This window comes from Pseudomonas sp. StFLB209, assembly GCF_000829415.1.
Lineage (GTDB): Bacteria > Pseudomonadota > Gammaproteobacteria > Pseudomonadales > Pseudomonadaceae > Aquipseudomonas.
Map to the genome: position 1 here is coordinate 2,685,135 of NZ_AP014637.1, position 12,923 is coordinate 2,698,057.

Annotated in this window: 12 protein-coding genes and 2 pseudogenes; 5 read left to right on the top strand and 9 right to left on the bottom strand. The window is 63.5% G+C overall.

Annotated features, from left to right (window positions below):
• Positions 1 to 107 precede the first annotated feature (107 nt).
• Positions 108 to 1,058: a curved DNA-binding protein gene (cbpA, locus tag PSCI_RS12140; RefSeq protein ID WP_045486912.1), complete on the top strand. Its 951-nt coding sequence runs from the start codon at positions 108 to 110 to the stop codon at positions 1,056 to 1,058.
• Positions 1,059 to 1,072: 14 nt separating this feature from the next.
• Here the strand turns inward: cbpA and PSCI_RS12145 are convergent, their stop codons facing one another.
• The 9 genes and pseudogenes from PSCI_RS12145 to PSCI_RS12180 all read right to left on the bottom strand — a co-directional run bounded on the left by PSCI_RS12145 (position 1,073) and on the right by PSCI_RS12180 (position 9,215).
• On the bottom strand, positions 1,073 to 1,612 hold the full coding sequence (locus PSCI_RS12145; protein WP_045486915.1) for a GNAT family N-acetyltransferase: 540 nt from the start codon (positions 1,610 to 1,612) through the stop codon (positions 1,073 to 1,075).
• A gap of 339 nt (positions 1,613 to 1,951) precedes the next feature.
• The gene (locus PSCI_RS12150; RefSeq protein ID WP_045486918.1) at positions 1,952 to 3,331 is read right to left on the bottom strand and encodes a PepSY-associated TM helix domain-containing protein; all 1,380 of its coding nucleotides are present in this window, start codon (positions 3,329 to 3,331) and stop codon (positions 1,952 to 1,954) included.
• A gap of 154 nt (positions 3,332 to 3,485) precedes the next feature.
• On the bottom strand, positions 3,486 to 3,932 hold the full coding sequence (locus tag PSCI_RS12155) for a DUF2946 domain-containing protein (protein WP_084709945.1): 447 nt from the start codon (positions 3,930 to 3,932) through the stop codon (positions 3,486 to 3,488).
• Positions 3,933 to 3,945: 13 nt separating this feature from the next.
• Positions 3,946 to 4,407 carry a copper chaperone PCu(A)C gene (locus tag PSCI_RS12160; protein WP_045486921.1) on the bottom strand — a complete coding sequence of 154 codons (462 nt, stop codon included), beginning with the start codon at positions 4,405 to 4,407 and terminating at the stop codon, positions 3,946 to 3,948.
• Between the two features lie 39 nt (positions 4,408 to 4,446).
• The gene (locus PSCI_RS12165) at positions 4,447 to 4,824 is read right to left on the bottom strand and encodes a DUF2946 domain-containing protein (RefSeq protein WP_045486924.1); all 378 of its coding nucleotides are present in this window, start codon (positions 4,822 to 4,824) and stop codon (positions 4,447 to 4,449) included.
• 387 nt (positions 4,825 to 5,211) lie between these two features.
• A pseudogene (locus PSCI_RS30165) lies at positions 5,212 to 5,391 on the bottom strand (IS630 family transposase); the annotation flags it as partial.
• A gap of 808 nt (positions 5,392 to 6,199) precedes the next feature.
• Entirely contained in the window at positions 6,200 to 6,916 is a 717-nt protein-coding gene (locus tag PSCI_RS12170) for a cobalt-precorrin-6A reductase (protein WP_045486926.1), read from the bottom strand.
• 8 nt (positions 6,917 to 6,924) lie between these two features.
• On the bottom strand, positions 6,925 to 8,013 hold the full coding sequence (locus tag PSCI_RS12175; protein WP_045486929.1) for a cobalt-precorrin-5B (C(1))-methyltransferase: 1,089 nt from the start codon (positions 8,011 to 8,013) through the stop codon (positions 6,925 to 6,927).
• The gene (locus tag PSCI_RS12180; protein WP_045486932.1) at positions 8,013 to 9,215 is read right to left on the bottom strand and encodes a bifunctional cobalt-precorrin-7 (C(5))-methyltransferase/cobalt-precorrin-6B (C(15))-methyltransferase; all 1,203 of its coding nucleotides are present in this window, start codon (positions 9,213 to 9,215) and stop codon (positions 8,013 to 8,015) included. The genes PSCI_RS12175 and PSCI_RS12180 overlap by 1 nt, the downstream gene beginning before the upstream one ends.
• Positions 9,216 to 9,439: 224 nt before the next feature.
• On the opposite strand from PSCI_RS12180, the gene cobG reads away from it, so the two are divergent.
• The 4 genes and pseudogenes from cobG to PSCI_RS30170 form a co-directional block, all read left to right on the top strand.
• Positions 9,440 to 10,774: a precorrin-3B synthase gene (gene cobG / locus PSCI_RS12185; RefSeq protein WP_231906408.1), complete on the top strand. Its 1,335-nt coding sequence runs from the start codon at positions 9,440 to 9,442 to the stop codon at positions 10,772 to 10,774.
• The gene (locus PSCI_RS12190) at positions 10,767 to 11,393 is read left to right on the top strand and encodes a precorrin-8X methylmutase (protein ID WP_045486939.1); all 627 of its coding nucleotides are present in this window, start codon (positions 10,767 to 10,769) and stop codon (positions 11,391 to 11,393) included. Before cobG ends, PSCI_RS12190 begins: the two co-directional genes overlap by 8 nt.
• A complete protein-coding gene (locus tag PSCI_RS12195; protein WP_045486942.1) occupies positions 11,393 to 12,124 on the top strand; it encodes a precorrin-2 C(20)-methyltransferase in 732 nt (243 codons plus the stop codon). The genes PSCI_RS12190 and PSCI_RS12195 overlap by 1 nt, the downstream gene beginning before the upstream one ends.
• A pseudogene (locus PSCI_RS30170) lies at positions 12,124 to 12,922 on the top strand (precorrin-3B C(17)-methyltransferase); the annotation flags it as partial. The gene PSCI_RS12195 and the pseudogene PSCI_RS30170, both read left to right, overlap by 1 nt.
• Position 12,923: the final 1 nt, after the last annotated feature.

Below are 12,923 nucleotides of genomic sequence, written 5' to 3' on the forward strand. Positions count from 1 at the left end.
CGCTCGTTTGCCGATACACTCTGCGACTTTGAGCGGTTGCGGATGTCACTTTCTGACAGGCAGGTTTCTGCGCAGCGGCCGGATTTTGAGTAACGGGTGAGTGTTCGATGGATTTCAAAGACTATTACAAGATACTTGGGGTCGAGCCGAGTGCCGATGACAAGGCCATCAAGGCCGCGTATCGCAAGCTGGCGCGCAAGTATCACCCTGACGTCAGCAAGGAAGCCGGGGCCGAAGACAAGTTCAAGGAGGCCAGTGAGGCCTACGAAGTGCTTGGCAGCCCGGACAAGCGTGCCGAGTACGATGAAATTCGCAAGTACGGGCGCCAGGGCAGGCCTTTCCAGGCGCCGCCTGGCTGGCAGAGCCGCAGTGGTGGTGCCGCGGGCGGTTTTGGCGGCGATACCACGGACTTTTCCGAGTTTTTCAGTTCGATCTTCGGTAACCGTGGCCAGCCGGGGGGCGGTCGTTCACGTACGCAGGGGCGCAAGGGCCAGGACGTTGATATGGAACTGGCGATCTTTCTGGAAGAGAGCCTGTCGGGCGAATCCAAGAAAGTCAGCTACCGGGTGCCGCAGCACAGCCCCAACGGTCAGCGCATGGCCGATATCACCAAGACCCTGAATGTGAAAATCCCCGCCGGGGTGGCCGATGGCGAGCGTATCCGACTCAAGGGCCAGGGTGCGCCGGGCATCGCCGGTGGCGAAAATGGCGACCTGTACCTGACCATTCGCCTGGCACCACATCCGCTGTTTGAGGTCGAGGGTCACGATCTGGTGATCCAGGTGCCGCTGGCGCCCTGGGAGCTGGCGTTGGGGACCAAGGTGGCGGTGCCGACCCTGACCGGCCGGATCAACCTGACCATCCGCCCCGACAGCCAGAACGGCCAGCGCCTGCGGGTCAAGGGGAATGGCCTGCAGGACAAGCAGGGCCAGCGCGGCGACCTGTTTGCGCAGTTGAAGGTGGTCATGCCCAGCCAGAACGATGAAGCCAGCCGCGCTTTGTGGCAGAAACTGGCCGACAAGTCGGGCTTTGATCCGCGCAGCGGCTGGGGACGCTAACAGCCTGCCAGGCGTTAACGTGGCGGGGCTTGCGAGGCTGGCGCCGGCAGCCCCGGCGACAGGTCCAGCTGCATGAAGGTCAGGTCCAGCCAGCGTCCGCCTTTAGTGCCTACCTGAGGCATTTGCCCGGTCACGCTAAAACCCAGGCGCTCGTGCAGGGTGATGGAGGCGACATTACCGCTTTCGATGGCGGCCACCATGATGTGTTTGTCACAGGCGCGGGCACGCTCGATCAGGGCGTTCATCAGTTGCGGTCCCAGACCTCGGCCGCGCTGATCGTGGCGAATGTACACCGAGTGTTCGACGGTATGCCGGAAGCCCTCGAACGGACGCCAGTCGCCAAACGATGAATACCCCAGCACCTGCTCATGTTCGTCAACCGCAACCAGAATCGGATAGGCCTGCGCCTGACGTGCAGCGAACCAGCTCTGACGGTTGGCCAGGTCCACGGGCTGTTCGTTCCAGATGGCGGTGGTGTTCAGTACCGCGTCGTTATAAATGGCAAGAATGCCGGGCAGGTCGGCAGGGGTTGCATCGCGAATCAGGGGCATCATCAGAGTCTCCAGTCAGCCGTCAGTCTGGAGCGCGGTGGCGGCAGGACGCAAGAGGGCGACGCGTAAAAGCCACGAGATCGAAGCAGGAGTGAGGTTTGCGGGAGGGACGCGGGACCCGAAGCGTGTCGAGTGAGGAATTCATCACAAAACCGCTCGCCGGTTTCGGGCCCCGCCCCAGCAATTTAAGCTTCTGCCGGGGATTTGGCAAAGCGCGTAACAACTATTCGATCAAATGCGCTGTTTTTTTGTCAGTGCGGTTCGTACACAGGTCGATAGCGATTAATTCTGGCTGTACAAGCATGCTCCCTGACGGGACCATGCTTATCCTGTGAGGCGTGTTCAGGCGCGTTGCAGCGCCTGACGCCTCACCACCAGACTGTCTATCACCCACATCACCAGCATCGAGATGCCTACCAGCGGGAATATCACGCCGAGGGCCAGCATGACCCCGGTGGCGGTTTTCCAGCGCGGCAGTTCATGCTTGAGCGGCGGTACGCCCAACCCGCCTTCTGGCCTGCGCTTCCACCAGATCACCAGGCCGCTGACCGAGCCGAGCAGGATCATCAGGCACACCAGCAACATCAGCAGTTGGTTGGGCCAGCCGAAGAACTTGCCTTCATGCAGCATCACGCTGGTTTCCGTGGCCTTGGAGACCAGGCTGTAATGCTCCCAGCCGACATTGGCCAGCACCTTGCCGCTGTACTGGTCGATGTGCAGCGTGGCGTCGTTGCGCGGGTCGTCGGCAAACACGGCAATGGTGAACACGCCTTCAGCGGTACGGGGGGCGGTGATGCTGTAGCCGGGTTCGACGCCGTGCTCGGTGGCGATGTCTACAACGTCCTGCAGGCTGACCTGCGGCGCTGCCGGACCGCTGGACGGGCCGTGATGGTGCATGTGCTCGGCATGTTCGCCGCTGGGCTTTTCAGTCGAGACAGGCAACGGCGTGTTTTCCAGCGCCCAGGGTACGGTCTGCGCGTTGGCGGTGTTCAGCTCGCCCGCCAGCCGGGTGGATTGCGGTACATCGGTCCACATCGCGGCCGGGAAGCTGTTCCACAGCTCAGCGTATTGCTTGCCCCAAAATCCGGTCCAGGTCATGCCGCTGAGCAGCATGAACAACAACAACAGCGAACCCCAGAAACCGGTTACCGCATGCAGATCGCGCCACAGCACCCGGCCGCGGCGCGACAGCCGTGGCCAGAGCACGCCGGCCGGGTTTTTGCCTCTGGGCCACCACAGGTATAGCCCCGAGACCACCAGAACGATGCCCCAGCCTGCGGCCAGCTCGATCAGCCGGTCACCCAGGGTGCCGATCATCAGTTCGCCGTGTAGCGCGCGGGCAATTGATTGCAGGTTGTTCTGCGCATCCTGTACGCCGAGGATATTACCGGTGTACGGATTGATGAACACGTTCTGCCCACGGCCTTCGTAGGTCAGCACGAACTGCGCACTGCTTTGGGCATCCACTGGCGGGAAATACTTGCTGATCGAAGCGCCGGGCCAGCCCATCAGCACATGATGCTGCTGCAGGTCGGCACTGATGCGTTGCTGGCCGGCTTCGACATGCAGCATGTCGTGGTACATCAGGTTGTCCAGTTGCGGCTTGTACAGGTAAATGATCCCGGTGATGGCCAGCAGGATCATGAACGGCGCAACGAACAGCCCGGCATAGAAGTGCCAGCGCCAGGCCAGGTTGTAGAAGTTGGGATTACTGGTTTTCATGGCTGTCGCTCACGGTCGTAACGCGGATGCCAGGTGATGAGATAACGCACGGAGCAGGAACAAGCGCGCCTGCGGGCGTGGAGGTAGAACCGTTCATGGTGCTTTCCGTATAGCAATCAGGATCGCGCAGCTCTTAAAGCTGCGGGTTAAAAGATCAAGACAGCATCAATAACGGCGGCGCCCGGCTCAGGGCATGCAGAAATACCGTGCGGCGGGCGTGGCCGTCGCGGGTCAGGGCAGCGTAGTAGTCGGCGGGTTTGGGCGGTGTGGCAAGTACCAGGCTGAGCATCTGCGGCAGGGCCGGGCAGCCGAACAGCAGGGTGCAATAACCGCACTTGGCCCACAGCGCATGGTCCATGGCGGCAGCGTCCTGCGAGGCCGCATGGGCGGCATGCCGGTCGCCGTGGCTGGCGTGGTCCATCGACAACATGCCGCTGTGTTGCGCCGCAGGCATGGGCATACCGGCGTGATGCTCCATCGGCATCGACTGAGAAATCAGTGGGCCGATAAAGATCATCAACATGGCAAACAGGGCAAGCCACGAACCTCGTGGCTGGCGAGGCAGTGCCCGGTTGGCGCGACAGGTGCGCAAGGCGCTCACGGCAGACGCTTACTCAATGGCTGTGTTCAGGGGCCTGCTTTTGTACCACGACCTGCACCGGTAATGCTCCGGCTTTCTCGAAGTGCAGGGTCAGCGCAAAGCGTTGGCCCTCGACCAATTGCGAGCGGTCTTTGATGTCCAGCAGCATCACGTGATAGCCCATGGGCGAAAAGCTCACCTGGCCGCCGGCGGGCACCTCGACGCTGGGCACCTGGCGCATCTTCATCAGGCCATCGACCTGCACATGCTGATGCAACTGCGCCTGGCCGGCAATCGGGGTGTCGACTGACAGCAGGCGGTCGGCGCTGGCGCCTTGGTTATCAATGGTGAAATAGGCCGCAACGCTGGGCGCGTTGGGTGGCAGTTGCATTGACCACGGGTGGTCGACCAACAGGCTGCCGGCCTTGTATTCATGGGCATGGGCAAACACGGCAGGCAACAACAACGCGGCCAGCAGCAGGGTTTTCTTGAGCATGTAAATCTCCGGTCAGTCAGTCGATACGGATGGTTATCTTCAAACTTCAGGAGAGGCGCGCGGGTTGGCCGTCGGCCATTGCAGGCGTGGCGAAATGGGTGCTGCCACCCGATAGACCGGCAGGCGCAGTGCTGGCAGCCCGCTGAACAACCCCGTTGGCAGCCCGCCCGCCAGCATCACCAGCAGCGAAGCGCTGTAGCACAGGCAATGCTGCATACCGGCATGCGGGTCTTGCTGCGCCTGACCCTCGCCGCTGGGCGCCTGCGCCGCCAGTTGCACATTGGCCCCACAGAAGCCGCCCCACAGCAACCCGGCATCGACCCCGCGCTGCGCACTCGGCGCAAGCGGCATGGCCAGCAGGCTGAACAGCACTGCAAAGCAGGCGATCCAGGCTGATGTTGTCCGGGGCTGGGACATGGCGGGTACCTGTTTGGGACAAGACTTCAGAACACCTCTAACTACTCCCGCTGGCCGGGCTTCTTCGACGCTAGGTGCGCCGTCGCTGCGTTAAAAGCCGGCTGGTGCGCCAACCCGACGGATCGCCGAGTGGTCAGCTGCTCATTTGAAACTCTCAAGCGCTGCGGTCGTGCCTGCTTTATGGGACGGCCATCTGCCGTGCCTGAGCTTGGTAAAGCCATTTCGCAAGTAGCCTAGAGGTGCGTCTAGACGCGTCATTTAGCCTGAACGCGAGATGAAAGTAAAAGCGTCAGGTTTTACTGGACGGGGCGCAGTAGCCTGAATGCGATAATGGGCTCATTCATCCAGGGAGCGTTATCCAACGTAATACCAATACTGTTCAATTAGGCGCTTTATGCTTCCAGTGGGAGCGACCTTGGCGTCATCGGGTTTACTCTTCAGAACCTGATCAACCACCTTCTGCACTTGTTCATCACCGATTGTGCGCGGGTGGCCGGAACGATGTTCATCGTGCAGGCCAATCAATCCCTATTTCGACAAGCCCGTGCGCGACCGCGAGACCACGTCCGGTCGCTGATAAGCCCCTATAAAAGCGCAGCGCTCACGAGTTGATTTCAGATGAGCATAGGCCAGATTCCATTGGCACTTGTGGACCACCACTTTAGGGCGACGGGATGCTTGGTCAGGACTGTTGCCCGGTATAGCACAGGTTCGGGCGTTGAAAGCGGCCAAGCGTTTGGCGAAAGTGGCAGTGGAGTCCAACCGGTTAGGCTATGAAGAAGGGCGCGTGTCAGCATTGATGTGTTGCAGGTGCAAAGTAGCCATGTCAGGCCCACCACGAGCTCGCTCGCGCTCGTTATGATGCGGTTCTGGCACAACTGGAACTCAAAGCGGGCGTCGGCATTCTGCATGAGCTTGCTGATATCAATGTTTTGCTGGCCTCCCTAATGACTGCAATTAACGGAATTCAATCCACCCTATCCAAGGTAGTCAACATGATGGAAGGCACTTCTGACACCGCTTCCAATCGCTTTTTGAAATTCTATAAAGTGTTTTTTCCGGATTGCTGATCGCCTCAATCTTGATGACGAGCTATTCGGTGCTTGGTGCACAATTTCCGAGGCGGGCAAAACATTGCGCAGTGGATTGATCTTTGCCGTATTGCTATGGGGCGGCTTCAATGTGCACGGGCTTTAGGCGTGGTTTAAGTCGCCAGTGTAGGCAATCGGATCAACCGGGTGTTTGGCTGCGCCGCTGCTGGCATCATGCAAACATCCAGTACGTCAGGCGTGGGCACTTCAGGATGCCTCAAAAAACATTGGCGTGCTTAGCGCCGACAGGTGCCCAGCCAGCAGGTAGTGTTTAAAGGCGCTCCTCAGATTGTGAGTGCTTTAATTACCTGGGCGACACTCCCCAACTCCCGATCCACCGCCGGCAACTCAGGCCGTTTGAGTACCAGCACCGGTATCCGGCGCTCGCGAGCCACCTGCAGTTTGGGCTCGGTGGACTGGCTGCCGCTGTTTTTGCTGATCAGCACATCGATGCCGCGTCGTTCGAATAGCTGGCGTTCCTCTTCCAACTGAAACGGGCCGCGAGCGGCGATGATTTCGCAGCGATCATTGCCAGGCACGCTGTCCAGTGCGCGCAGGGTCCAGAACTGCTGCTCGGGGATTTCGTGCAGATGCTGTAACGGCTCGCGGCCCAGAGTGAACAGCGGTCGCTTGAAGGGCGCCAGGGCGCGTATCAGTTCGTGCCAGTCGGCGACTTCACGCCAGTCGTCGCCCGGCCCGGCTTGCCAGGCCGGGCGGCGCAAGGCCCAGCAAGGGATGCCGGTCAGCTGGGCGGCGGCTGCGGCGTTGCGGCTCATCTGGGCGGCGTAGGGGTGGGTGGCATCGAGCAGCAGGCTGATGCCCTGGTCGCGAATGAACTGGGCCAGCCCTTCGGCACCGCCATAGCCGCCGACCCGTAGCTGGCAGGTCAGGTCATTGGGCACCCGGCCGACACCGGCCAGGCTGTAGATATGCGCCGGCCCCAGAGTGCGGGCGATGGCCAGGGCCTCGGCGACGCCGCCGAGCAGCAGGATGCGTTTCATGGGGGTCCTTATTGTGCGTGGCCGGCGATGCCGCCTTGCCGATCAATGGCGAAGACTTCCACCTCGACGCTGGCCGGCACCACACTACGGGCGAAGGTCAGGGCATGGCGGCATACGGTATCGCCCAGCGGTACGGCGGCGGCGCTGCACATGGCCAGGGCCTGCTGGCTGGTGTTGGCTGCGATGATGCGCTGTTGCAGATCGGTGTCGGCGCCCACATCGGCCGCCCAGCGCGCCAGTTGTGGCAGGTCGATGCTCGAATGGCGACTGTGCAGGTCCATGTGCCCGGCGGCCAGTTTGCTGATCTTGCCGAAGCCGCCGCACAGGCTCAATTTATCCACAGGCACTTTGCGCAGGTGCTTGAGCACGGCGCCGACAAAATCGCCCATTTCGATCAGGGCGATGTCCGGGATGCCGTAGACCCGGCGCATGGTGTCTTCGCTGGCGTTGCCGGTGCAGGCGGCGATGTGCTGATAGCCGTTGGTGGTGGCGACATCGATGCCCTGCTGGATCGAGGCGATATAGGCCGCGCAGGAGAACGGCCGGACGATGCCGCTGGTGCCGAGAATCGACAGCCCGCCGAGAATGCCCAGGCGCGGGTTCATGGTTTTCAGGGCCAGCTGTTCACCGCCCTGGACCGCAATAGTGACTTCGAAGCCGCCGTTGTAGCCCTGCTCGTCAGCCAGCCGCTGCAAGTGCTCGGTCATCATCCGCCGCGGCACCGGATTGATGGCCGGCTCACCCACCGCCAGCACCAGCCCCGGTCGGGTCACGGTGCCCACGCCTGGGCCTGCGATAAAGCGCACGCCTGGCTCGCTGAGCAACTTCACGTGTGCGAACAGCAAGGCGCCGTGAGTCACGTCCGGGTCGTCACCGGCATCCTTGATCGTACCGGCCTGGGCACCGTCTTCCAGCAGGCGGCAGAACTCCAGGCGCAGCTGCACCTGTTTGCCTTTTGGCAAGGTGATCTCAACCGCATCACAGGCTTGCCCGCCCAGCAGCAGGCGCGCCGCCGCCAGGCTGGTGGCCGTGGCGCAGCTGCCAGTGGTCAGGCCGCTGCGCAGGGGCGCGGGTTGTTCAGCGGTTTCTTCGCGCATCAGGGTTTGACCAGGTCCAGCAGGGTGATCGGCAGCGCCTGGCGCCAGGTGTCGAACTCACCCAGTGGCTTGGCCTGGGCGACGTGCAGGCGGGTCAGTTCACCGCCATGGCGTTCGCGCCAGTTCAGCAGCGCCATCTCGCTTTGCAAGGTCACGGCATTGGCCACCAGCCGCCCGCCGGGGCGCAGGTGCTCCCAGCAAGTCTCCAGCACGCCGGGGCGGGTCACGCCGCCGCCAATGAAAATCGCGTCCGGGCGCTCCAGGCCGGCCAGTGCGTCGGGGGCTGTACCGCGCACCAGTTGCAGGCCGGGTACACCGAGATTGTCGCGGTTGGTCTCGATCAACTGCTGGCGCCCCTCATCGGCCTCGATGGCGATGGCGCGGCAGGTCGGGTGGGCGCGCATCCACTCTATGCCGATCGAGCCGCAGCCGGCGCCGACATCCCAAAGCAACTGGCCGGGTACCGGTGCCAGGTGGGCGAGGGTCACCGCGCGTACATCGCGTTTGGTGAGTTGGCCGTCATGCAGGTAAGCCTGATCCGGCAGCCCGGCCAGCGGGCTGAGGCGCAAGGTGTCGGCGGCGATGCGGCAATCGATGGCGACCAGATTAAGGGCGGCAATGTCCGGGTTTTGCCATTCGTTGGCGATGCCATCGACTCGACGCTCGGCCGGGCCGCCCAGATGCTCCAGCACGCTGATCTGGCTGGGGCCGAAGCCGCGTTCGCGCAGCAGTGCAGCCAGCGCGGCAGGGCTGCTGCCGTCGTTGCTCAACACCAGCAGGCGCAGGCCATGATGCAGGTGCGCATTGAGCGCCGTCAGCGGCCGGGCGACCACCGACAGGGTGACAACATCCTGCAGCGCCCAGCCCATCCGTGCGGCGGCCAGTGAGTAGGAAGACGGCGCCGGCAGCACGGTCATTGCGCTTTTATCCACAACCCGCGACAGGCTGACCCCCACGCCATACAGCATCGGGTCGCCGCTGGCCAACACGCACACCGGCTGGCCACGGCGCTCCAGCACCGCGTTGAGCGAGAAGGGGCTGGGCCAGGGCTGCCGGGCGGCACCGATGCACGGCGGCAGCAACGCCAGTTGCCGGGTACTGCCGAACACCTCGGTGGCATTGAGCAGCGCATGCCGGGCATTGCGGCCCAGGCCCTTGTAGCCGTCTTCACCGATTCCCACGACGGTCAGCCAGGGTGACATCTGAATACCTCGATTCGAACTTCCGACAGAGCGCCTTATGAAGCCTGTCGCCAAAGCAGGCATAATAGCGCGCCTGACAGGCACATTGCCCGTCATGGCTTCTGGCAGCGCCTGGCACTGCGTTCGTTCGCGAGCAGGGCTCCCTCCCACAAGTCTGTGGGAGGCGGCTCTGCCGGCGAATGCAGCGCTGCCAGCCACTTGTATACACGCACATCGGTGAATCCTTGAACGAGCCGCAGTCCGCTCGCCCTTGCTTCGTTACGCCTCGTCCCTCGGCTTGTCCGGGGTTGTTGCGTATCGTCGCCGCGCGCGATGGTGGGATCTGCCGGATAAAGCTGGCCGGCGGGGTGCTCAGTGCCGCCCAGGCGCAGGCCGTGGCCTCAGCGGCGCAGACTTATGCACAGGGCGTGATCGAGGTCACCAACCGCGCCAACCTGCAGATTCGCGGCATTGGCGCTGAGCATCAGGCGCTGATCGGCGAACTGCTGGGCGCCGGTCTCGGACCGGCCAACCCGGCCAGTGACGATGTGCGCAACCTGATGCTCAGCCCCAGTGCCGGGCTCGACCCGCAGATGCTCTGCGACACCCGGCCACTGGCAGCGCAGATTCTCGCCTCGCTGGAAAATATGCCACACCTGCACGCCCTGTCGCCCAAGTTCGCCGTTTCGCTGGACGGCGGCGAAGGACTGGCCATGCTGGAGCATCCCCATGACCTGTGGCTGTCGGCGCTGCGCCTCGACGGCCAGGTCTGGCTCGGTTTTGGGCTGGCGGGTTGCCCGGCGCACGATGCGCCGCTGGCGGCTGTGGCGCTGGAGCACGGTCATGCTCTGGTGATCGCGGTACTGGAGCTGTTTCTTGACCTGGCCCGGCCGGAGCAGGCGCGCATGCGTCACCTTCTGCAGGATGTTCCAGCGGCTGAGTTACTGGGCCAGCTACAGGCGCGCTTGCCGGTGCAATGGCGCCAGGTCAGCGGCTGGCAGCGTCCGACTCGCGAGGCGTACCGGCATCTGGGGATTTATCCACAGTTGCAGGATGGCGTGGTCGCGGTCGGCGCCGCCCCTGCGCTTGGACGGCTTGATTCATGCTTGCTCGGCGCCGTGGCGCAGCTGGCTGCACGGCTGGGCGATGGCAGCCTGCACCTGACCCCCTGGCAGAGTCTGTTGCTGCCCAATGTGCCTGCCAGCAATGCCGTGCCGGTGCTCGAGGCCTTGCAGGGGCTCGGCTTGACCGTTAGCGCCGAGCAGCCGTTGGCGCGGCTGATGGCGTGCATCGGCTCGCAGGGCTGCGCCAAAGGCCTGGCCGATACCAAGGGCGACGCGCTGGCCCTGGCTGCGCAGTTGCCTGCCGATACCGCCTTGCACCTGACCGGCTGCCAGCGCTCCTGCGCCGCCGCCCATGTGGCGCCGCTGACGCTGTTGGCGGTGGCGCCGGGGCACTACGATCTTTATCAGCGCAATGCGCAGCACCCGGGGTTCGGTGTGCTGCGGGCGCGCAATCTCACTATTGAAGCCGTCGGCGCACTGTTGGCCGCCGACACACGGAGCACCCTGCATGATTGATTACATCCGCGATGGTCAGGAGATTTATCGCAACTCCTTCGCGATCATCCGCGCTGAAGCGCGGCTGGAGACCATTCCCGCCGACCTGGAAAAGCTCGCTGTGCGAGTGATTCATGCCTGCGGCATGGTCGATGTGGTCGAAGACCTGCGCTTCTCGCCAGGTGCAGGTGCGGCGGGCCGCAAGGCACTGGCCGCCGGTGCGCCGATTCTGTGCGATGCGCGGATGGTGTCCGAGGGCATCACCCGTGCGCGGCTGCCAGCCAATAACCCGATCATCTGCACATTGCACGACGAAGGTGTACCGGAGCTGGCCAAAGCGCTGGGCAATACCCGTTCGGCCGTGGCTCTGGAGCACTGGCGCGAACACCTGGAGGGCAGTGTAGTGGTGATCGGCAACGCGCCGACCGCATTGTTCTACCTGCTGGAAATGCTCGACGCCGGGGCTCCGAAGCCGGCGCTGATCATTGGTTTTCCGGTGGGCTTCGTAGGTGCTGCCGAGTCCAAGGACATGTTGGCGGCCGACAGCCGCGGCGTGCCGTATGTGATTGTCAAAGGCCGGCGCGGTGGCAGCGCCATGGCGGTGGCGGCGGTCAATGCCCTGGCCACGGAGGTCGAATGATGCAGCAGCGTGGCCGTCTGATCGGGCTGGGCGTAGGCCCCGGCGATCCTGAGCTGATTACCGTCAAAGCGCTGCGCCTGCTGCGCGAGTCGCCGGTGGTGGCGTATTTCGTGGCCAAGGGCAAGAAAGGCAACGCCTTCGGCATCATCGAGGCGCACCTGCAAGAAGCGCAAACCTTATTGCCGCTGGTCTACCCGGTAACCACCGAAGCGCTGCCGGCCCCCCTGTCTTATGAGCAGGTGATCAGCGATTTCTACGACCAGGCCAGTGTCGAGGTGGCGGCGCATCTGGACGCCGGTCGTGACGTGGCGGTGATCTGTGAGGGGGACCCGTTCTTCTACGGCTCTTACATGTACCTGCACGATCGGCTGGCCGAGCGTTATGTGGCTGAAGTGATTCCCGGCGTTTGCTCGATGCTCGGCGGCGCCTCGGTGCTGGGCGTGCCGCTGGTGTATCGCAACCAGAGCCTGTCGGTACTGTCCGGCGTGCTGCCCCATGAAGAGCTCAAGCGCAAGCTGGGCGATGCCGATGCGGCGGTGATCATGAAACTGGGGCGCAATTTTCCCAAGGTGCGTCAGGTGCTGGTAGAACTGGGGCTGGCCGGGCGGGCGCTGTATGTCGAGCGCGCGACCATGGCCAACCAGAAGATCGTGGCACTGGATGACGTCGACCCGATGTCGTCGCCGTACTTCTCGCTGATCATCGTACCGGGCGAAAGGTGGCAAGGCTGATGACCCAGACACCTCCAGCGATTGTCATCCTCGGCAATGGCAGCTTGGCCACGGCGCAGCGCATCCAGCAGGTGTTCCCCGGCGCGTTGATCCATGGCCTCGACGGCCGGGTGCAGGGGGCGGACCGGCTGTATGCCGAGTTTGGTGCCACCCTGCGCGAGCTGTACCGACAAGGCTCGCCAATCATTGCCCTGTGCGCGGCGGGCATCGTGATCCGCACCCTGGCGCCGCTGCTGCTGGAGAAGGGCGCCGAGCCGCCGGTATTGGCGGTGGCCGAGGACGGCAGCGCCGTGGTGCCGCTGCTCGGTGGCCTGGCCGGGGTCAATGGCCTGGCCCGGGAAATCGCTGCTGCGCTGGCGGTGGCACCGGCCATCACCACCAGTGGCGAACTGCGCTTTGGCACCTGCCTGCTCAATCCACCGGCCGGCTATGCCCTGGCGGATCTGGAGCAGGGCAAGCGCTTTGTCTCTGATTTGCTGGCCGGGCAAAGCGTGCGTGTCGAGGGGCAGGCGCCGTGGCTCGATAAGGTGCCGTTGCCCCATGATGCGCAGGCGGCCCGGAGCATCCATGTCAGCCACTTGCAACGTGAAGCCGCAGCCGACGAGTTGCTGATTTATCCGCGCAACGTGCTGGTGGCGGTCGAGCGGGTGTCCGAACAGCTGGCAAGCGAAGTGAACCAGGCGCTGAGCGCCGCCGCAATTGCTGCGCCGGCTTTGGCGTGCCTGCTCGCCGATGACGCACAAATGGCCAATCCATTGCTGCATCAGGCGGCCGCCGAGCTGAAGGTCGCGGTGCGCTA

Excerpts from the sequence above, each read along its gene's own strand:
- cbpA (WP_045486912.1), top strand. The coding sequence starts at position 108 with ATGGATTTCAAAGACTATTACAAGATACTTGGGGTCGAGCCGAGTGCC.
- PSCI_RS12145 (WP_045486915.1), bottom strand. The coding sequence starts at position 1,612 with ATGATGCCCCTGATTCGCGATGCAACCCCTGCCGACCTGCCCGGCATT.
- PSCI_RS12150 (WP_045486918.1), bottom strand. The coding sequence starts at position 3,331 with ATGAAAACCAGTAATCCCAACTTCTACAACCTGGCCTGGCGCTGGCAC.
- PSCI_RS12160 (WP_045486921.1), bottom strand. The coding sequence starts at position 4,407 with ATGCTCAAGAAAACCCTGCTGCTGGCCGCGTTGTTGTTGCCTGCCGTG.
- PSCI_RS12165 (WP_045486924.1), bottom strand. The coding sequence starts at position 4,824 with ATGTCCCAGCCCCGGACAACATCAGCCTGGATCGCCTGCTTTGCAGTG.
- PSCI_RS12170 (WP_045486926.1), bottom strand. The coding sequence starts at position 6,916 with ATGAAACGCATCCTGCTGCTCGGCGGCGTCGCCGAGGCCCTGGCCATC.
- PSCI_RS12175 (WP_045486929.1), bottom strand. The coding sequence starts at position 8,013 with ATGCGCGAAGAAACCGCTGAACAACCCGCGCCCCTGCGCAGCGGCCTG.
- PSCI_RS12180 (WP_045486932.1), bottom strand. The coding sequence starts at position 9,215 with ATGTCACCCTGGCTGACCGTCGTGGGAATCGGTGAAGACGGCTACAAG.
- PSCI_RS12190 (WP_045486939.1), top strand. The coding sequence starts at position 10,767 with ATGATTGATTACATCCGCGATGGTCAGGAGATTTATCGCAACTCCTTC.
- PSCI_RS12195 (WP_045486942.1), top strand. The coding sequence starts at position 11,393 with ATGCAGCAGCGTGGCCGTCTGATCGGGCTGGGCGTAGGCCCCGGCGAT.